Raw genomic sequence first — 19,728 nt, 5'->3', positions numbered from 1 at the left:
TATGCTTTCGCCTGAAATTTAGTAATTTTTCAGGAGCACTATTTGTTAACCGTTGATAAGCAGGACGGCATTACTCTCAAAATTTCCCACGCAATGGCAGCAACCAAAAAGTCAGATTTAGACTTGTACTTTTTCGTACCTGGTGAGCTTGGTTTGTCTCCAGATGTTTTGAAAGAGAGTGAATTCTATTATGAATCTATCATTCAAAAACGCGCTTATTACAGTGACAAAACTCTCCTCCCCCTAGTCCACAGCCGATTGGCAAAACGTGGCCGACTCTCGACCACCCAGTACCGTGTCAGTTTGAGTCTTTTTGCTTACCAGTATGTCATCGCACTAGACAAGGCAGTCAACGAACTTAACAAGCATAACAAAGAGACTGTCACCACAGATGAAGTCGACGAAGTCATTAAGCTTTCCCTAGATATCCTAAAGAAACTGCGTCGAAGTATTCCGTATGAAGAAAGCTTGAAGCGTTACTACGCTAACATCGACAACTACTTATCTTGGTATACCGGTCAACGGCTGATGTCGCTTATCGCCCATATGCCTAGAGATAGCGAATACAAAAGCTTAAAAGAGAGCCTACTTGCTATTGTTGAAAAAGAGGCCGCACATCGTAAGCTAAACAACTACAACTCGAAAAGTGTCCGAGACGACGTAACACGCTTGAGCAACAAAATGCGTCTCCTGCGGCGATTGATTGAACACCCCGTTGTGCTACAAGAAAAAACGCAGTCGCTGGGTAAAAATATGAAGCGCGTTGTCAAAGGAGGCGCAACAGGTTTTGTCATGGTCTTCGTCACCATAACAGCCATACTTGCCCGTGATTACTGGGGAGAAATCACCGCCTCATTTATCATTTTAATGTCGTTTGTGTATGCGCTAAGAGAAATTTTTAAAGACGATCTACGTGATGTGATGTGGCGATGGATCCGCAAAGGTCGCCCTAAATGGCGCAAATTGTATCTGGATCCAACCACCAAGAAAGCGGTTGGGCAAAAGCTTGAATGGTTAGACTATAAAGTGTTGGAGAAACTCCCCGATAGAATAAAGTCTATCCGTAAAAAGCGCGTCGTCCAAAGAGAAGAGCAAGTCTTGCATTACAGTTCCCAAACCGAAATGTCGACATCTAAGTTTATGAGCGGATACGAAGAAACCCGCGAGTCGTTATTAGTTAGCATGCGGGAAATCACTCGACTAATGGACAAAGGCTCAAACAAAGTCTACACCCACAACAATGGGCAGGTCAGCCGTGAGTCGGTAGAAAAACGTCATTTGATCAATTTGATCGCCAAAGAAGATAACCACGATGGCGAGCCTAAGTTCTATCGTTGGAAAATCGTTCTAAACCGGAGCAAAATAGTCGCCGTCGAACAGATGGAAGTTGAAGATGTTAGTCACCCGTTTGCTTCAGTGATAGAGTAAGAAAAAATTCCGCCATAGGTTCATCACCGTGTAAGCTTGGACAGATGGCGGTTATTTTTACTGCTCTATTAACGCGCTTACCCGTTTTAAACACCTCTTCAAGCATTTCATCAATCAATTGGCCATCTTCGCATACAAAGTGTACGTCCGCCTCGGGTCGCTTTAGAAACTGACCTTCCACTGCTTTAAATGCCAACGACACCTTCTTGCCACAGTCCTGTGCCTTGCTCATTGCCATAAAACCACCCGCTACATCGGCACCTATCGCAAGTACACCAAAATACATACTGTTCAGGTGATTCTTGGTGCGTCTCTTAAGCGGAATCTTCACTTCAACTCGCTCAGAATCTAGTTGGAGTATCTTGGGTCTTGCTAACCAGATAAAAGGAACTTTGAAAAAACCAAAATAATTAAGATAGAAATTTGCTTTTGATAGCGCTGATAACATTTGAGCTAATCCGACCAGTTGAATTTAATCCAGTTCATAACGGATGAAAACTTATGTCAACATTTTGTTAACATCAATCTTTCAAACAGTGATATGAAACAGACGTTTGATTTATCAGGCCGTTCTAGATAACACTGATAAATTATGTCCAATATGCAATGTCTAGACGGAGTTTAGAGCAATGCTTGACCATAGAGAATGAACGTCGAATGTACTATGAATCTAGTTAAGCATCCGTTTTTTCACTTTTACACCCTTGTATAAAGAAGAATCTCGATAAGTAGTTTATTCCTAACGGCGTTTCCGTTATCTTTACCGCTTCGCAATAAGAGAACAGGCTGTGGTATGCCATTAAAAACCGATGAATTAAGAACCCAAGCTTTGGGTCCAATGCCGACACCGGCAGAGTTAGGAAACGCCCATCCGATTACGGACGAAGTAGCCCAGCGTATTGCACAGTCACGTCGTCAAATTGAAAATATCCTTACAGGGGAAGACCAACGCCTACTTGTGATTGTCGGCCCTTGTTCAGTTCATGATACTGAAGCTGCAATCGATTATGCAGAACGCCTAGCAGCCATTCAGAATCAATACAAAGATCAGCTATTCATTGTAATGCGTACGTATTTTGAGAAGCCTCGAACCATTGTTGGTTGGAAAGGACTCATTACTGACCCTAACCTAGATGGCTCATATGCATTAGAAGCTGGTCTTAACAAAGCGCGTAAACTATTACTAGACATCAATAAGCTCGGCCTTGCTACGGCTACAGAGTTTCTTGATATGATCACAGGCCAATACATTGCAGACCTCATTACATGGGGAGCAATCGGTGCACGTACGACAGAATCACAGATTCACCGTGAAATGGCTTCTGCGCTATCATGCCCGGTAGGCTTTAAAAACGGCACCAACGGCAATATCAAGATTGCTATTGATGCTATTCGTGCTTCACAGGCGTCTCACTACTTTTACTCACCAGATAAAAACGGTCGCATGACCGTATACCGTACCAGTGGTAACCCTTATGGTCACGTGATTCTGCGTGGCGGTGACAAAGGACCTAACTTTGACGCAGAATCTGTCGATGCTGCGTGCAAACAGTTGGGAGAAGTTGGCCTACCACAACGTCTTGTGGTTGACTTTAGCCATGCCAACTGCCAAAAGCAGCACCGTAAGCAGCTTGACGTTGCAAAAGATATTTGTGAACAGATTAAGTCTGGTAAAAATCAAGTCGCTGGTATCATGGCTGAAAGCTTTATCCTTGAAGGCAACCAGTCTATGGCAGACATCAACAATCTAACCTACGGTCAATCTATTACTGATCCATGTTTAGGTTGGGAAGATACCGCCACCATGCTTGATATGCTAGCAACAGCAGTTAAAGAACGCTCGTAATAATAAGGATTCCAACATGCCATCATTTGATATTGTCTCTGAAATCGATACTGTTGAGTTACGTAACGCGGTAGATAACGCAACGCGTGAACTTTCTACGCGTTTTGATTTTCGCGGTGTAGAAGCATCGTTTGAAATGCAAAAAGACGAGTCAGTACGATTAAACGCTGAAGGCGACTTCCAATTAAAGCAAATGCGTGACATTTTACGAAGCCACTTAGCAAAACGTGGCGTAGATGCAAATGCGATGGAAGCGAAAGGAGAAGAAGCTTCGGGTAAAAACTGGCATCAAATTGTCGTATTTAAGCAAGGCATCGAAACACCAATTGCGAAGAAAATCGTCAAGCTGATCAAAGACAAAAAAATGAAAGTACAAGCTTCGATTCAAGGAGAGAAAGTACGTGTTACGGGTAAAAAGCGTGACGACCTGCAAGCGGTAATCGCCGTGATACGTGAAGCTGAGCTAGGCCAACCTTTCCAGTACGAAAACTTCCGCGACTAATTTATGCCTAATAGTTAAAAGCCCGATGCGATTAGTATCGGGCTTTTTCTTTTCTACTTACTTGAACCTAACCTCAGCAGTAAATCTTCACCCTGCAGGAAAGTAACTCCACTTGATCTAGGAGGAACAAATACCGTCACGCGCAGATCTTCTAACCTAGCCTTTTCTAGCATCCCGGCTAGCTCAGCCTCGTTGTGGTACTCAACTCGTTCAGCATCTCGACGTACCAAGTCAATAAACCCAAACGGGCAATAGCTATCAAACAAGACTAATTCAGCTTGCTGCATCAGCCTCATCGCCTTTAAAGTGAGAAGCTCAACATCATCACCGTACTCTATCCAACTCACGGAGCCTTTCTGATCAAAGCCTTGCTTAAGTAAGTCTTGATAAGCAAATTCTAGCGCTGAGTTTGCGCTAGCATGGTCGACATCAGATCTTGCAAAAAACGCTTCCCAAAATTTACGTCGCTCATCCACTGTTGGCAGTATGCTCTTAATATCCCCACGCTTTGACGCAGCAAATTCAGCCTGTAGAGAGAGATTTTGAGGGAGCACAGCCTCAAGCTTTTCTCTTACATTACGAATCAATACTGGTGCCGCTCCCCCACTCGAGATTGCAAGTTGGATACGCCCGCGGTTAATCATAGAAGGGGTGATAAAGTCACAGTAAGGCAGGTCATCGACGACATTCACCAATATGCCTTTTTGCCTAGCGTCGTAGTGGACTTGGTGATTCAGACTTGGATTGTCTGTTGTCGCCCATACTTGAATGTACTTCTTATCAAGTAACTCGGCCGAGTAAAAACCCTGAACCCAGCGGCACTCTTGTTTATCGACCAATTTAGCGAGGTAGTCTTCGATTTTTGGCGAGACAATAGTGACGTCGGCTCCTGCCCTAATCAAGCTATCAACCTTTCTACTCGCCACTTCCCCACCTCCAACAACCAGTACTGGCTTGTGGTTAAGATCTATAAATAGAGGAAAATACTGCATTTCATTCCTTGAATCATTGAAAACGTCTTTGCCTTCGATAGTAACAAAAATGGGGCATGAGATTCATGTGATTTCGATCAACCCCATAATTTATGACCAAATTTTAAACTTTCTTTGGTTTTTTTCACCACGTGGTGACATTCATTCAAACTTCAAATCTATTTGTATTGATAAATTTATTACACCATCCTGTCACACCAGATTTGTGATCTGTTGCACTATTTACATTTTAGCAACATATTGCCATTCTAATGTCTGTCAGGGTTTGTGAGTTTAATCAAAAATCTTTCTAAATTATACATTTGAGAAATCGCAGATCCTTTCCTACGCTTATAACTGGTTGATTTAACTAAGACTCGATTACGAGCACTAGCAACCTAATAATTAATGAAACGCAACATTTTTTAATCGTTATATCAGGGTGAGCCTGAACAAACATGGATCATACAGGAAGGATACAAATGGCACATAAACTAACACTTCTTGCTTCAGTTGTAGCTGCATCTACTGCACTGATGTCTACCAGCGCTTCAGCAGCGGATAGCACGCTGGATAAAGTAACTAAACAAGGTTTCATTACTTGTGGTGTAAGTACTGGCTTGCCAGGTTTCTCTAACCCGAACTCAAAAGGTGAATGGGAAGGTATCGACGTAGAATACTGTCAAGGTCTCGCAGCTGCAGTATTAGGCGATAAAACAAAAGTAAAATACGTACCTCTGACAGCTAAAGAACGTTTCACTGCCCTGCAATCTGGTGAGATTGATGTACTATCTCGTAATACGACATGGACACTTCACCGCGATACCGCACTTGGCCTTAACTTTGTAGGTGTGAACTACTACGACGGTCAAGGTTTCATGGTTAAGAAAGATCTTGGCCTAACCAGTGCCAAAGAGCTAGACGGTGCATCAGTTTGTGTTCAATCTGGTACAACAACCGAACTTAACCTTGCTGATTACTTCCGCAACAGCGGTATGTCATATAAGCCAGTGGTATTTGATACAGCAGCGCAAACCTCAAAAGGTTTCGATGCAGGCCGTTGTGACGTACTGACAACTGACCAATCTGGCCTTTATGCACTTCGTCTAAACCTGCAAGATCCTTCTTCAGCGCAAGTACTTCCTGAAATCATTTCTAAAGAACCTCTAGGCCCTGTTGTTCGTCAAGGTGACGACCAGTGGTTCAACATTGCGAAATGGACACTTGCTGCTATGGTTAACGCCGAAGAATACGGTGTTACTTCTAAAAATGCTGACGAAATGCTTAAGTCCAAAGATCCAAACATTAAGCGTATCCTAGGTGTTGATGGCCCTAAAGGAAAAGGTTTGGGTATCCGCGATGACTGGGGCTACCAAGTGATCAAGCAAGTGGGTAACTACGGTGAAAGTTTCGAACGTACTGTAGGTGAAGGTTCTCCACTACAAATTTCACGTGGTGTGAACGCTCTATGGAACGCTGGCGGCTTCATGTACGCTCCACCAATCCGTTAATAACTATTATTAGCTAGTTACTAAACAAAAAATTGGGCGGTTTAGGCCGCCCTTTTTATAAAAAATGGATTTGAGGTTATAGCTGTATGAAACCTACTAATGTTGCGACGAATTCGGATAACGGACCGAGTTCAAACGCTAGCCTTATTTACAATCCCACCTTTCGAGCAGTTGTTTTCCAAATTATTGCGATAGCAGCGCTTGTCTTTTTCTTTTACACCATTGTCAATAATGCACTCACCAACTTAGAAGCTCGCGGTATCGCCACGGGTTTTGAATTTCTCGATCAAGAAGCCGGCTTTGGGATTGGCCTGACGCTGATTGAATACGATGAAACTTATTCTTACGGTCGAACATTTGTCATCGGCCTGTTAAACACGGCCTTAGTGTCATTTTTTGGGATAATCTTGGCAACCGTAGTCGGTTTTGTCATGGGCATTGCGCGTTTATCGTCTAACTGGTTGGTTAGTCGTTTTGCTGCTGTCTATATCGAGATATTCCGAAACGTACCACTTCTGCTGCAAATATTCTTTTGGTATTTTGCGGTGCTTCAAGCACTCCCTTCAACTAGGCAAAGTTTAAGCCTTGGAGAAGCCATATTCCTAAACGTAAGAGGGCTATACTTCCCTGCTCCAGTTTTCGAAGCAGGCTCATCTATTGTGGTCGGCACACTTGTTGTGGGCATTATCGCCACGATACTTATTAATATTTGGGCAAATAACAAACAACGCCTAACTGGTCAGCAAACGCCTATGGGCAGAATTGCGCTAGGATTATGTGTTGGTTTGCCTGTTGTTGTCTATTTCTTAATGGGCTCACCAATTACAGCGGAATACCCAGAGCTCAAAGGCTTTAACTTCCGCGGTGGTGTAAGTATCATCCCAGAGCTTGCGGCTCTTCTACTCGCTCTAAGTATCTACACCGCTTCATTTATCGCCGAGATCGTACGTTCAGGAATTAACGCAGTAAATCACGGCCAAACGGAAGCCGCGATGTCACTAGGTCTCCCTCGCTCTCGAACGTTAAAGCTTGTGGTTATTCCGCAAGCACTAAGAATCATTATTCCTCCACTCACTAGCCAATATCTGAACTTGACCAAAAACTCATCGCTTGCGATGGCAATTGGTTACCCAGATTTGGTGTCGGTGTTCGCTGGGACAACGCTCAACCAGACCGGTCAAGCTATCGAGATCATTGCAATGACAATGGGCGTCTACTTAACGTTGAGCTTATTGACCTCAGCGTTGATGAACATCTACAACCGCAAAGTAGCTTTAGTGGAGAGATAGCATGAAAGTACATCAATTTCAGCCAGACCTTCCACCTCCAGCGAATACGGTTGGCGCAGTAGGTTGGCTAAGAAAACACCTATTTAATGGCCCGGTAAACTCTGTAGTTACCGTCATTCTCGCCTATTTATCATTTATGTTGCTTTGGAACATCTTTGATTGGGCATTCTTAAAAGCTGATTGGGTTGGTTCAACTCGCGATGCATGTAGCCGTGAAGGGGCTTGTTGGGTATTTATCAGCGTGCGCTGGGAACAGTTCATGTATGGCTTCTACCCTCAAGAAGAGCTTTGGCGTCCACGTCTGTTTTACATTACTCTAGCCATCTTTACAGCATTGCTAGCGTATGAGAAAACGCCAAAACGACTATGGATTTGGCTGTTCTTTGTCAATATCTATCCATTTATCATTGCTGCGCTTTTGTATGGCGGTGTATTTGGCCTTGAAGTAGTCGAAACCCATAAATGGGGTGGACTGCTAGTTACATTAATCATCGCTCTTGTCGGTATCGTTGTGTCTTTGCCAATCGGCGTCGCTTTAGCATTGGGTCGCCGCTCAGAGATGCCTATTATTCGCAGCATCTGTACTGTTTACATCGAAGTCTGGCGTGGTGTTCCACTTATCACTGTACTCTTTATGGCATCGGTGATGTTGCCACTGTTTCTCGCGGAAGGATCAGAGACAGACAAACTGATTCGCGCCCTAATTGGTGTAGTCATGTTTAGTGCTGCCTATATGGCGGAGGTCGTTCGCGGTGGCTTACAAGCAATTCCAAAAGGGCAATATGAAGCAGCCGATGCTCTCGGCCTAACTTATTGGAAAAAGATGGGATTAATTATTCTGCCTCAAGCGCTTAAGATTACTATTCCGTCCATTGTAAACACCTTTATTGGTCTATTTAAAGATACCAGTCTAGTACTGATTATTGGTATGTTTGACGTATTGGGTATTGGCCAAGCAGCGAACACCGACCCAGAATGGCTAGGTTTTGCTACCGAAAGTTATGTATTTGTCGCGTTAGTGTTCTGGGTATTTTGTTTCGGCATGTCGAGGTACTCGATATGGCTAGAAAACAAACTTCATACCGGTCACAAACGATAATCAGAAAGCTCAAGGACGTATTATGACGCAACAACAAGATTACATGATCCAACTTAAGGATATGAACAAGTGGTACGGTGAGTTCCACGTCTTAAAAAACATCAACCTAGATGTTAAGAAGGGTGAAAAAATAGTTATCTGTGGCCCTTCAGGTTCTGGTAAGTCAACCATGATTCGCTGCATCAACCGACTAGAAGAACATCAAAAAGGACAAATCATCGTTTCTGGCAATGAGCTAACGGATGATCTTAAGAACATTGAAGCCGTTCGCCGCGAAGTGGGCATGTGTTTCCAACACTTTAATCTCTTCCCCCACCTAACCGTGCTTGAAAACTGTACACTGGCACCAATTTGGGTAAAAAAGATGCCTAAAGATGAAGCAGAAGCCATTGCGATGAAGTATTTGGAGCGTGTGAAGATCCCAGAACAAGCAGATAAATACCCTGGTCAGCTTTCTGGTGGTCAGCAACAACGTGTCGCAATCGCACGTTCATTATGTATGAATCCGCAAGTGATGTTGTTCGACGAGCCGACATCTGCACTCGACCCAGAAATGGTACGTGAAGTACTCGATGTCATGGTTGAACTAGCAGAAGAAGGGATGACGATGCTGTGTGTAACCCACGAAATGGGCTTCGCTAAAGAAGTTGCTGACCGCGTTATCTTTATGGATGCAGGTGAAATAATCGAAGAAAACAACCCGGTTGATTTCTTTGAAAACCCTCAATCAGACCGAACGCAAAACTTCTTGGCTCAAATTCTTCATCACTAAACTATGATATACGTAAAGGGGTGACTTAGGTCGCCCCTTTTTTAGTTGTTAAATTGTGTTACATATTTCAAAATACATAAGCTTTTATTTCTATTATTATTTTATCTACTACATCATTACATGGGGCTTGATCTTTTGGTCATTCAACCTCATAAATGTAGATATAAACATAAAATCTTACGAGGAAGATTATGAACAGTCCTATGTTTACACGCACTTCAAGCCAAGAAAGTGCTCTACAAACCAACAAAGTATTGCGTAACACCTACGCTCTGCTTTCTATGACACTGCTCTGGTCAGCAGTTGTTGCGGGTGTTTCCATGGCGATGAACCTTCCTCGTCCGGGAATCATCATCATGCTAGTTGGTTTCTACGGCCTACTTTTCCTAACCGAGAAAAACCGCAACAATAGCATGGGTCTAGTGTTTACGTTCCTATTTACAGGTTTCCTAGGTTACACAGTCGGTCCAATCCTAAACGCATACATTGGCGCTGGTATGGGTGACGTAATACTCATGGCTCTAGGTGGCACTGCTCTGTCATTTATGGCGGCATCAGCTTACGCTCTGACAACTAAACGTGACCTATCTATGATGGGTGGCTTAATGCTGTCTCTGTTTGTGGTTCTTGTTGTAGGTATGATTGCAAGCTTCTTTATTCAATCGACCATCCTACATCTTGCGCTAAGCAGTTTGTTCATTGTTTTCTCAACAATGGCAATTCTGATGACAACTCAGGGAATTATCCGAGGTGGTGAGTCTAACTACATCTCAGCAACTATCACTCTGTATGTCTCTATCTACAACATCTTCATCAGCCTACTAAGCATTCTAGGCATCATGAACGATGACTAATTCGCGGTAGCTTAGTTAGAGTTTTCAAGCCCGAAAGGTTCTCCTTTCGGGCTTTTTCTTTCTTGCTATCTTGTTCAATCAATGTATGCTGCGCTACCCTATTGAATATCATAAAAATTAGGATCGTAAGATGTTTGAGTACAATGGCAAACAAATCGAAACTGACGCGCAAGGCTACCTATTGGATTATACTGAGTGGGAAGAAGGCATGATTTCAATACTGGCGAAGCAAGAAGGCATCGAACTCACTGAAGCACACTTAGAAGTGGTTCATTTTGTTCGTGATTTTTACGAAGAGTTCAACACTTCTCCAGCGGTTCGCATGTTAGTCAAAGCGATGGAAAAAGCGCACGGCCCAGAAAAGGGCAACAGTAAGTACCTGTTTAAACTCTTTAAGCAAGGACCTGCAAAACAAGCCACCAAACTGGCCGGCTTGCCAAAGCCAGCTAAATGTTTATAAACAATGAACTCCTGTAGTATCGGCTACAGGATCTTAAATCCTTTATACGGTTTGTAAGGTATCGATTCACGATGGAGGCTATCTACTCTCGCACTTCTTGGCCCTTGCTCTAACCATTTGGCCATCATTTCAATTTGAGCCGTGCTCCCACAAACGACAACTTCCACATCACCGTTTTCTAAATTCTTAGCATATCCCGTAGTGTCAATTTTAAGGCCCTGATATGAGGTGTGATAGCGAAACCCCACACCTTGGACAATACCGGATACTGTGAACCTCTCACAACTTTGATCCATTCTGAGTACCTCTGTTATTGAGTCAATGATATATTGAGCAGGTAATATTCTAGCCCATAATGGATATATGGGTCTCTTCATTGGACATACTAATTATGAAAGAAATACCTTTTCGCTGGATTGATAAATATCTCATTCATCTAAAAATTCAAGAGAAATTCTATCTGCTTTTCTTACTGCCCGTTATCGCTTTAATCATTTTAACTCTCGTTCTCGATAACAGTGCCGATAAGATGCTCCACCACCTCTATCAGGATGAACTCGTTCTCATGCGCGATTTAATCGAAGCTGGAAACCTTTCGCAAGAACAAGTCGCCAATATCATCAAGGGTTCAGAGACTATTCAGTTTGGCGCAGGTGACGGTGCTGTTAGCGTCAACAGCGGAGCCTTTAGCTTAGCCGCTATCCATGAGCAAAATCTCTGGTCAGCAATGTCTACTACCCATGTTGCTATCATTTTGGTGACATTGTCACTCATTGCATTAGGTGTTTACTACATCATGACCTTTATTGGTGGCGCTATGTTTACCATGAATAAAGCATTGACTACCTTATCAGATGGTGACTTAACTAGCCGTATGAACTTCTTTAAGGTCAGAGATGAATTTAGTGAAATTGCCATTACCATCGACAAAGTCGCTGAGCGTGAGCAGAACATGGTGATTTCTATTCAAGAGTCTATCGCGTTAATGCAGCAAATTAGTTCAGACTTAAACCTGTCTAATCAACAGAGCGCCGAAGTTTCTGGCTCGCAGCAAGAGCATCTAAATTCACTTGCTAGTGCGACTGAACAAATGGCCTCGACGATTAGAGAAGTGGCTAACCTCGCCCACGAATCGAGTACTCAAACCGAAGATGCTCGTAGCGTTGCCACTGAGGGGCAAACTAAAGTAGGCCATACTTTGACTTCTATCTCTACTCTGTCACAAGAGATTCAATCAGCTTCTGAAGCTGTAGCGGAGCTAGATGCCAACGCAGCTCAAATTGATGAAGTTGTCACAACCATCAACGGCATTTCGGAACAAACTAATCTACTTGCCCTTAACGCTGCTATCGAAGCGGCACGCGCTGGTGAACAAGGACGTGGCTTTGCCGTAGTAGCCGATGAAGTTAGGGCCCTTGCGGGTCGTACTCAGCAAGCAACCGTTGAGATTCAAACTATGATTGAAGCGCTACAGCGTAACAGTCAGTCTCTGACTCAGTTAATGGAGACAACGGTAATCAATGCATCTGAAGGTCAACAACGCATGTCCGAAGTTGATATTGAAATTGGAGCTCTCGCTGAGAAGAACCAATCTATTTCAGATAGTAGCATTCAAATTGCAACTGCTGCTGAAGAACAAGGTGTGGTTGCCGACAATATAGCCGCAAGTGTTGAAGATATTCGAGTTCAGTCTGATAGTGTCTGCGATATGATTAATGCGACAAATTCCAACATTGCTCAGCTACGAAATCAAAGCGATCAAATGGAAGCCCTGCTTACGGGCCTTAAAGCTTAACTCCAAGCCGCCTTGCGCGGCTCTTTTATTTGCTTTTCAAAAACACATCCTAGAAAATACCCCACCTTAAAAAAAACAATCGAGTAAACCAATGACTCCAGCTATTTATCTAGTCAAAGGACGTGACAAATCCCTTCGCCGCAAGCACCCATGGGTATTCTCTCGTGGAATACATAAAGTTGAAGGCGAACCCAAATTAGGAGAAACAGTAGACGTTTTCTCTCATGACGGTAAATGGCTAGCCAAGGCAGCATACTCACCTAACTCACAGATTCGCGCTCGTGTATGGAGTTTCGAAAAGGAGTCAATCGACAAAGCGTTTTTTGCCAAACGTATTCAAGATGCTCAGCTACTGCGTGAAGATATTATCGTGCGCGATGGACTCACGGGTTATCGTCTGATTGCCGCCGAATCAGATGGCTTACCTGGTATCACTATCGATAAGTACCAAGATTACTTAGTGTGCCAACTCCTTAGTGCTGGTGCGGAGTTTCATAAACAGGCATTAGTTGCAGCACTTGTTGAGTGCTTCCCTGATTGCAATGTGTACGAGCGCTCTGATGTAGCGGTACGTAGAAAAGAAGGCCTAGAGGAAGCTACTGGAGTTCTTCACGGCCAGGAGCCACCAAAGTCAGTAGTCATTGAAGAGAACGGCGTGAAGATCAGTGTTGATATCGTTGGTGGCCACAAAACAGGCTTCTACCTTGACCAACGTGACAGCCGCCAACAAGCAATGAAATATGTGAAAGATAAAGAAGTCCTTAATTGCTTCTCATACACTGGTGGCTTTGGTCTGTATTCTCTAAAAGGTGGAGCTAAGCGCGTTATCAATGCCGATGTCTCTCAACCTGCACTCGATACGGCTAAGTATAATGCAGAGCTAAACGAGTTCGACATTTCTAAGAAACGCGCAGTTTTCCTCAACGCCGATGTATTTAAACTGCTGCGTGAGTACCGCGATCAAGGCACTAAATTTGACGTCGTAATTATGGACCCGCCTAAGTTTGTTTCAAGCAAAAACAACTTAACGTCTGGTGCAAATGGTTACAAAGATATCAACATGTTAGCGATGCAAATATTGAAACCTGGTGGAACACTGCTCACCTACTCTTGCTCAGGTTTAATGAGTGGCGAGTTATTCCAGAAAGTAATCGCAGACGCTGCGGTTGATTCTGGCCGCCAAGTTAAATTTATTGAACGCTTTGAACAAGCAGCCGACCACCCGACAGATAGTGCCTACCCGGAAGGTTTCTACCTCAAAGGTTTTGCTTGTAAGGTGCTGTAAAACCAAAAAGTAGATAACTTTATAACAAGTGTTCTGACTTCACTTAGCAGTTAATAGCTATTAAAAAAAGGGCCTTTCGGCCCTTTTTTACTAGTTAGTTGTATCGTGCACTTTCAGCAAATCATTCAATATAGCGCTAGCGTTAGTTATTGAACCATCTGAAATGTAACTACTGTATTGAGCAGCTGCATCTTGCAATACGACTTCTTGACTACTATTTCCATCTGAAATAGTCAACTTAAGGTCTGCTGTTGCTAAGTTGTCACTACCTTCGATAGCGATATCAATCTTATGCTCCTGAAGCAGGCTGTCTACCGTATCATTGGCATCAGTATGAAGTATTTCTGAGATATCAATCTTATCTTCACCTTTAGTAAAGTCAGTAATAATATCTCTTTCACCATCTCTAATATCGATCTCAGAGTTAGTATGATCTTGGTCAACAAACTTAAAGATGTCATCATCAACACCACCAGTTAAGATATCATCACCCAAACCACCAATTAGGATGTCTTCTCCAGCTCCTCCTATTAAGCGGTCTTCACCAGAACCACCTCTTAGGCCATCATTGCCTTCGCCACCATCCAATACATCATTACCTGACGCACCATAGATAATATCGACACCACCTTGACCATACACATGATCGCTACCAGCTCCACTATGGCCAACATCAATATGTGCACTGCTAAACTGTGAGCTAGTCAGAGCGCTGTTTTCATCTGAAGGGTTCTGAAGATGTTCTAAATCCCCACCAGACATAAACGTTTTCATGTCATTGTTAGCAGCGTTAATACTTGCTGTAGAATTAGCATTATTGTCGAGAGAAGCATGACTGTCACCCAAATACAGGGTGTCATTCCCTTCGCCAAGGAACACATCATCCCCGGCAGCACCAACATCGACAACAAGGCCATCTTTGTGACCATCGACTATCTGGTTATCTGCACCTGCTGGATTTTGTGACCAGAGCAATTTCTCATGAGAGGTGCTGTAATGATCCAATCTAACGTGGTCAACAATATCCCCTTCAGATTTAATATCAGGAACAACATTTACACCATCAATTTCGAATGAAAGTAAGCTAGCGCTACTATCACCATCAGAATCAGTGATCGTATAGTAGAAGTCTAATTCGACTGGCTTAGTACCTGCCGCACCGAAGAACTGATAGCCGCCGTCATCTAGGTCAATCACTAAGCTATGTTTCGAGTCTATGTAAATAGTTAAGGTGTTCGTCTGACTATTAAAAGTATGAGAAATATCAGCATTGGTTCCGGTTGAAGAAATATCACTACCGTTGAAGTTGAACGTTACACCGTCAATAATGATCTGGCTAATAACGGGTTCATCAGCACCTTGGGTATTGGAAAGTAAATTTCCCCCAATAGGCTGTATTACTGACTGCAACAGGACTGGGGGCAACTGGGTAACATCAGGAACAATAATAGCGTTGGTATCTTGCTCAGTCAGACCATCGTACGCTACCGGGTTGATGTATCGCGCAGGAGCGTTATTACCAATTCCATACGCCTGTGCGGTGATATCATGCTCTTCGAGGTGAGTCTTCCACCACCCTTCTTCCCTGTTATTAATTCTATTTGAATTTCGGTTGTCTGACCCCGTAGGCTCACCATCTGACAAGAAATAACTCACATTACTCGCATTTGGTAGTCTACCAGACGTATGATCCCATGTCTGGTTTGCGGTCCAAACGGCATCATCATAGTCAGTGCCACCACCTGCATTCAGTCCATTAACAAAGCTAATGGCAGCAGACACTGTCATCCAAGATGTATATTGCGCTGAACTATTGAATGTTACTATTTGAACGCGAGTTTCGCCAAGTGCTTGATACTGGTTAAGCATCTGTACTGTAGACTCTTGCATAACTTGGAGTCTGGATTTACCATTCCCCGCACCATATGTCATAGAGCCTGATATATCGAGCACGAGCTGTACATTCGCACCAACTTTAGTTTCCGCAACCACATCATGATGAACACGCGAAGCTTCTGGCGAATCATCCTCAATAACGATCGTAGCCTTGCCATTGCTCGTTAGCCCTAAGCTGTTTTCCGCGATAAGAGGAACATCAATACCGATGGTATCTTCACCATTGCTATTTGGGTGATCTATTGGACCAGAAAGTACTGTCGAAACGTTACCAACACTGTCAACTGATACCTCTATAACCTTAGAGCCTTGAGCACTACCTACGAGCGTCTTAGCATCATTAGACAATTGCCAAGTTATGGAACTCGAACCGCTAGTGTAAGAGCCCGTCGGAATACCTAAGCTAACATCTGTAACACCATTCGACATAGGCACAATATCACTATCCGACGGGCTATTTGTAGTATCAGAGCTACCAGCCAAAGCGTCATCGTCAAGTATACCGTTTAGGAGGCCTTCCTCAGACACTGTAAGCTGTACATCTCCAATTGAAGGTGGGGCATATGGAACTACTGCAAAACTCGAAGTCAAGAAGTCCCCATCTGCATCAGTAACGCGAACCTGAAGATCGATGTCGCCATCACCAATTGGAGTCTGCATAGATTCGTACTGGAAGTACTCCCATTTACCTGTAGCAGGAGTTAGCTGAACTTCAAATACTAAATTACCGTCGCTATCGTGAGCTAATAGGTGATTTGAATTAGATGAATCAATGGAAAGTGTAACTAGCTTTCCTTCCGCTGTACGTAATTGAGATTCGCCACTTGCAAGTAACTCTATCGAACCTTTGCCATCTGCGCCATATTCAAAGTTGACAACACCATCAGCGCTTGCAATAGGTTGCGCTTCTGAGGAACCTGAGAAAGTAATTGACTTAACGGTAAAGTCGCTATTATCGCTGTGGTTTGCTCCATTACCGTTACTTGTCGCTTCTAACACAATTCTATCAAAGCCGCCCTCAGTAACACTAAAGTTCTTAGCATAATCACCGCTAGCAGCATCAGAACTAAATGGCTGGGTCGCAATTAACACGCCATCACGATAAAAATACGCGACTCCTGTTTCTTTTTCTCCACCATACATTTTGGCGAATTCTATTGAAGCACCGAATGCTACCTTGTCTCCAAGATCAATGATTAATTGCTCGGAAACGCCTTCACCATTTGCATAACGGTAGTCGACTTCGTTATTCAATGGGTGGCTGAAGTCAACACTACTGTGAACACCAATCCCTGAAGAAGATTGATTGACCAAAGCATCACCTAGCTGAGCAGAACTAGAAGAAACAAAACCTTGAGCCTCAACCGTTACGCCGCCGATTGAAATTGATTGATGATCGCCAGCCCCTGAAAAATCAACTTTACCAACCAGTACATCCGGCACGTTTGATACCGTTACCATTACTGGTGTTGAATCACTGATTACTGGAGAGTCATCTTCGATGGTCAACGGGATCGACGATTTAGTCACCGAAGTGCCGTCATTCACAACAATACCAAGTTCAATATTAATATTGTCTTCTTCGGTTGTCACTGGGTGATCAACTGGAGCAAGTAATGTTACATTGTAATCCCATTCGCCTAAGCCAGATGTACTAGGTTCAGTGAGAACTACCTGAATTACCGCTAGTCCGGCAGTTGTCGAACCAGTTAGCGTTTTCGAACTACTATCCCAGCTCCAAGAAATTGCCTGGCCGTTTGAGCTAAGTGAAGAACTAGACTCTAGTGACACTGACACAGATGAGCTGTCGATATCGCTTACAACAAATGTACCAGATGCCATTTTACTGTTTGTCGTATCGGTATTTCCATCAGTATCGACATTTGCGTTCGTAAGCCCTTCTTCAGAAACGCGAGAGTTTGTTACTGCAGATATTTCCGCTGGCGCGTCATCGTCTTTGATGGTCGCCGTGCCTGTGTCTGTGCCTGTCGCGCCAGATGCGCCCTCAACGCTCACGCTGAACGTCTCGTTGCCTTCGTACACGTCATCCTGAGTGGTCGCCACGCTCACTTTCAGCTCGGTCTGACCCGCTGGGATTGTGTAGCTGCCGTCTGCGTTCGGGGTCACTACCGTCACACCATCTGCCAACGTCACTACCATGTTACCGATGTCGTCCGATTCCGCTGTATTAGCGCCTGCCGTTGAGCTCGTCAGGTTCACCGTCACTGCCGTGTCCGCCGCCTTATCTAGGCTCACTGTGAACTCGGCCGCTGAGCCTTCACTCACGCTCACGGTTTCTGTGATGCTCACGCTCGGACGATCGTCGTCGCCACCGTTCTCACCACCATCGGTGATGGTCGCCGTGCCTGTGTCTGTGCCTGTCGCGCCAGATGCGCCCTCAACGCTCACGCTGAACGTCTCGTTGCCTTCGTACACGTCATCCTGAGTGGTCGCCACGCTCACTTTCAGCTCGGTCTGACCCGCTGGGATTGTGTAGCTGCCGTCTGCGTTCGGGGTCACTACCGTCACACCATCTGCCAACGTCACTACCATGTTACCGATGTCGTCCGATTCCGCTGTATTAGCGCCTGCCGTTGAGCTCGTCAGGTTCACCGTCACTGCCGTGTCCGCCGCCTTATCTAGGCTCACTGTGAACTCGGCCGCTGAGCCTTCACTCACGCTCACGGTTTCTGTGATGCTCACGCTCGGACGATCGTCGTCGCCACCGTTCTCACCACCATCGGTGATGGTCGACTGACCAGCCCCGCTTCCCACTAATCCAGAAACTGACTCAACATTGAGAGTGAAAGACTCATCACCTTCATAGATATCATCTTGCGTCGTTGGAATTGTCACATTGAGAGAAGTGGTACCCGCTGGAACTATTACTGTACCATCAGCGTTAACCGTTAGAGTTTGGCCGGTAGAAGTTTGAACTTGAATAGAACCAACATCGTCGCTTTCGGCGGTGTTTAACTGATTAGTTAATCGTAACGTCGTATCTTGGGTAGATGTTTTATCATAACTAATTGTGTAGGTAGCATCACTGCCTTCACTTACGTCACCTCCTCCACTAACAGTGATTTCTGGGATAGGCGTAACTGTGACATTGACAACCAGAGTATCGGTTCCACCATTACCATCGTCCACAGTAACAGTGAAGCTATCGTCACCATCAAAGTTTGTGTTTGGTGTATACGTCCACGTGCCGTCAGGGTTTACAGTTGCCGTACCATTTGAGGGAACAGAGGCTTGGGAGAAAGTTAACGTATCTGTAGGATTTTGATCGGTAGCAGTTAAGGCACCACTAATGGCAGTATCTTCATCTGTAGTTACCGAAATACTTTCACCCAGTGGGTCGTTGTTAACGTCGACGAAGACAGGTTCAAACAAACGGAACTGATCGAGTAGGGAAAGGCTTTGTGTTTCCGAAAGGCCTAAGGATTGAAAACCTTCAGTTGTAAAGTTGGTACTTGCGATAGTTTCTGTACCATCACGCGTTACAGATGCACTTGCAGCAAGACTTGAACCTGTTTGTCCCCCGGCAGCAGTCGCGAAGTCTTCACCTAATTCAGTTGGGTCTTGGCCTTCTTCTAAAGCAGCAAATATATCTTCGATTTCAGCGCTAATGTCCTGAGGCGCTCCGCCTTGATCAACGAGCTCCACTTGTAATTGTCTGCTGTTATCTGTCGCATCTGAATTCGATTGAACGATAACCTCACCAGGCCTAGGTAGTTCACCTTCGATTAGAACCCTTACATTACCGTTTACATCAATGACGATAATTTGGTTGGCTGCAAGATTACCCATTGCTACGTAAGTACCAAAACCCATATTTTAAGTCCTTAATCCTTGACTGCTTTCTTTTGTTATATTGCCAGTGACAAATAATTGGCAAAATATAAATTCACACTCTGTATAAATTATCATTTTTCATATCTTTCCTAAACCTGTTTTTTGAACAAAAGGCGCTACAAACACGACCCAAGTTGCATTTTTAGCCTTAAGAAACTGAACTAA

15 protein-coding genes are annotated in these 19,728 nt (G+C 44.1%); 11 read left to right on the top strand and 4 right to left on the bottom strand.

Annotated features, from left to right (window positions below):
- Positions 1–42 precede the first annotated feature (42 nt).
- Positions 43–1,428 carry a hypothetical protein gene (locus ZX61_RS07430; protein WP_049844047.1) on the top strand — a complete coding sequence of 462 codons (1,386 nt, stop codon included), beginning with the start codon at positions 43–45 and terminating at the stop codon, positions 1,426–1,428.
- Here the strand turns inward: ZX61_RS07430 and ZX61_RS07425 are convergent.
- Complete coding sequence (locus ZX61_RS07425; RefSeq protein WP_049844046.1) at positions 1,397–1,876, bottom strand: DUF4442 domain-containing protein; 480 nt, start codon at positions 1,874–1,876, stop codon at positions 1,397–1,399. The two genes, ZX61_RS07430 and ZX61_RS07425, sit on opposite strands and share 32 nt — an antisense overlap.
- 345 nt (positions 1,877–2,221) lie before the next feature.
- Between ZX61_RS07425 and ZX61_RS07420 the strand changes: the two genes are divergently transcribed.
- A complete protein-coding gene (locus tag ZX61_RS07420; protein ID WP_049844045.1) occupies positions 2,222–3,274 on the top strand; it encodes a 3-deoxy-7-phosphoheptulonate synthase in 1,053 nt (350 codons plus the stop codon).
- Between the two features lie 16 nt (positions 3,275–3,290).
- The gene (locus ZX61_RS07415) at positions 3,291–3,776 is read left to right on the top strand and encodes a YajQ family cyclic di-GMP-binding protein (RefSeq protein ID WP_049844044.1); all 486 of its coding nucleotides are present in this window, start codon (positions 3,291–3,293) and stop codon (positions 3,774–3,776) included.
- Between the two features lie 53 nt (positions 3,777–3,829).
- Here the strand turns inward: ZX61_RS07415 and ZX61_RS07410 are convergent, their stop codons facing one another.
- A complete protein-coding gene (locus tag ZX61_RS07410) occupies positions 3,830–4,768 on the bottom strand; it encodes a precorrin-2 dehydrogenase/sirohydrochlorin ferrochelatase family protein (protein ID WP_049844043.1) in 939 nt (312 codons plus the stop codon).
- Positions 4,769–5,229: 461 nt separating this feature from the next.
- On the opposite strand from ZX61_RS07410, the gene ZX61_RS07405 reads away from it, so the two are divergent.
- The 6 genes from ZX61_RS07405 to ZX61_RS07380 all read left to right on the top strand — a co-directional run bounded on the left by ZX61_RS07405 (position 5,230) and on the right by ZX61_RS07380 (position 10,732).
- Entirely contained in the window at positions 5,230–6,258 is a 1,029-nt protein-coding gene (locus ZX61_RS07405) for an amino acid ABC transporter substrate-binding protein (RefSeq protein WP_049844042.1), read from the top strand.
- Between the two features lie 86 nt (positions 6,259–6,344).
- Positions 6,345–7,547, top strand: coding sequence for an amino acid ABC transporter permease (locus tag ZX61_RS07400; protein ID WP_049844041.1), 1,203 nt, complete (start codon positions 6,345–6,347; stop codon positions 7,545–7,547).
- 1 nt (position 7,548) lies between these two features.
- Positions 7,549–8,646 (top strand): amino acid ABC transporter permease, encoded by a 1,098-nt coding sequence (locus ZX61_RS07395; RefSeq protein ID WP_049844040.1) that lies wholly within the window; start codon positions 7,549–7,551, stop codon positions 8,644–8,646.
- Between the two features lie 22 nt (positions 8,647–8,668).
- Positions 8,669–9,418 carry an amino acid ABC transporter ATP-binding protein gene (locus tag ZX61_RS07390; protein ID WP_004749473.1) on the top strand — a complete coding sequence of 250 codons (750 nt, stop codon included), beginning with the start codon at positions 8,669–8,671 and terminating at the stop codon, positions 9,416–9,418.
- A 191-nt stretch (positions 9,419–9,609) separates the two neighbouring features.
- The gene (locus ZX61_RS07385) at positions 9,610–10,272 is read left to right on the top strand and encodes a Bax inhibitor-1/YccA family protein (protein WP_049844039.1); all 663 of its coding nucleotides are present in this window, start codon (positions 9,610–9,612) and stop codon (positions 10,270–10,272) included.
- Between the two features lie 130 nt (positions 10,273–10,402).
- On the top strand, positions 10,403–10,732 hold the full coding sequence (locus ZX61_RS07380; RefSeq protein ID WP_049844038.1) for a TusE/DsrC/DsvC family sulfur relay protein: 330 nt from the start codon (positions 10,403–10,405) through the stop codon (positions 10,730–10,732).
- 23 nt (positions 10,733–10,755) lie between these two features.
- On the opposite strand, the gene yccX is transcribed toward ZX61_RS07380, so the two are convergent.
- Positions 10,756–11,028, bottom strand: coding sequence for an acylphosphatase (gene yccX / locus ZX61_RS07375; protein ID WP_049844114.1), 273 nt, complete (start codon positions 11,026–11,028; stop codon positions 10,756–10,758).
- Positions 11,029–11,123: 95 nt separating this feature from the next.
- Between yccX and ZX61_RS07370 the strand changes: the two genes are divergently transcribed.
- Entirely contained in the window at positions 11,124–12,527 is a 1,404-nt protein-coding gene (locus ZX61_RS07370; protein ID WP_049844037.1) for a methyl-accepting chemotaxis protein, read from the top strand.
- A gap of 91 nt (positions 12,528–12,618) precedes the next feature.
- Entirely contained in the window at positions 12,619–13,812 is a 1,194-nt protein-coding gene (locus ZX61_RS07365; protein ID WP_049844036.1) for a class I SAM-dependent methyltransferase, read from the top strand.
- Positions 13,813–13,902: 90 nt separating this feature from the next.
- Here ZX61_RS07365 and ZX61_RS24655 read toward each other — a convergent pair whose 3' ends face one another.
- Positions 13,903–19,542, bottom strand: a complete 5,640-nt coding sequence (locus ZX61_RS24655) for an Ig-like domain-containing protein (protein ID WP_049844035.1) — start codon at positions 19,540–19,542, stop codon at positions 13,903–13,905.
- Positions 19,543–19,728 lie beyond the last annotated feature (186 nt).

The sequence above is a fragment of the Vibrio sp. VPAP30 genome, from assembly GCF_001188205.1.
In the GTDB taxonomy this organism is placed as follows: domain Bacteria; phylum Pseudomonadota; class Gammaproteobacteria; order Enterobacterales; family Vibrionaceae; genus Vibrio; species Vibrio bivalvicida.
The sequence above is the reverse complement of the archived record's forward strand: the minus strand, read 5'-3'. Positions and strand labels throughout refer to the sequence as shown.

Coding starts and splice junctions, on each gene's coding strand:
- ZX61_RS07425 (WP_049844046.1), bottom strand. CDS start 1,876: ATGTTATCAGCGCTATCAAAAGCAAATTTCTATCTTAATTATTTTGGT.
- ZX61_RS24655 (WP_049844035.1), bottom strand. CDS start 19,542: ATGGGTTTTGGTACTTACGTAGCAATGGGTAATCTTGCAGCCAACCAA.
- ZX61_RS07370 (WP_049844037.1), top strand. CDS start 11,124: ATGAAAGAAATACCTTTTCGCTGGATTGATAAATATCTCATTCATCTA.
- ZX61_RS07400 (WP_049844041.1), top strand. CDS start 6,345: ATGAAACCTACTAATGTTGCGACGAATTCGGATAACGGACCGAGTTCA.
- ZX61_RS07390 (WP_004749473.1), top strand. CDS start 8,669: ATGACGCAACAACAAGATTACATGATCCAACTTAAGGATATGAACAAG.
- yccX (WP_049844114.1), bottom strand. CDS start 11,028: ATGGATCAAAGTTGTGAGAGGTTCACAGTATCCGGTATTGTCCAAGGT.
- ZX61_RS07405 (WP_049844042.1), top strand. CDS start 5,230: ATGGCACATAAACTAACACTTCTTGCTTCAGTTGTAGCTGCATCTACT.
- ZX61_RS07410 (WP_049844043.1), bottom strand. CDS start 4,768: ATGCAGTATTTTCCTCTATTTATAGATCTTAACCACAAGCCAGTACTG.
- ZX61_RS07415 (WP_049844044.1), top strand. CDS start 3,291: ATGCCATCATTTGATATTGTCTCTGAAATCGATACTGTTGAGTTACGT.
- ZX61_RS07385 (WP_049844039.1), top strand. CDS start 9,610: ATGAACAGTCCTATGTTTACACGCACTTCAAGCCAAGAAAGTGCTCTA.
- ZX61_RS07420 (WP_049844045.1), top strand. CDS start 2,222: ATGCCATTAAAAACCGATGAATTAAGAACCCAAGCTTTGGGTCCAATG.
- ZX61_RS07395 (WP_049844040.1), top strand. CDS start 7,549: ATGAAAGTACATCAATTTCAGCCAGACCTTCCACCTCCAGCGAATACG.
- ZX61_RS07380 (WP_049844038.1), top strand. CDS start 10,403: ATGTTTGAGTACAATGGCAAACAAATCGAAACTGACGCGCAAGGCTAC.
- ZX61_RS07365 (WP_049844036.1), top strand. CDS start 12,619: ATGACTCCAGCTATTTATCTAGTCAAAGGACGTGACAAATCCCTTCGC.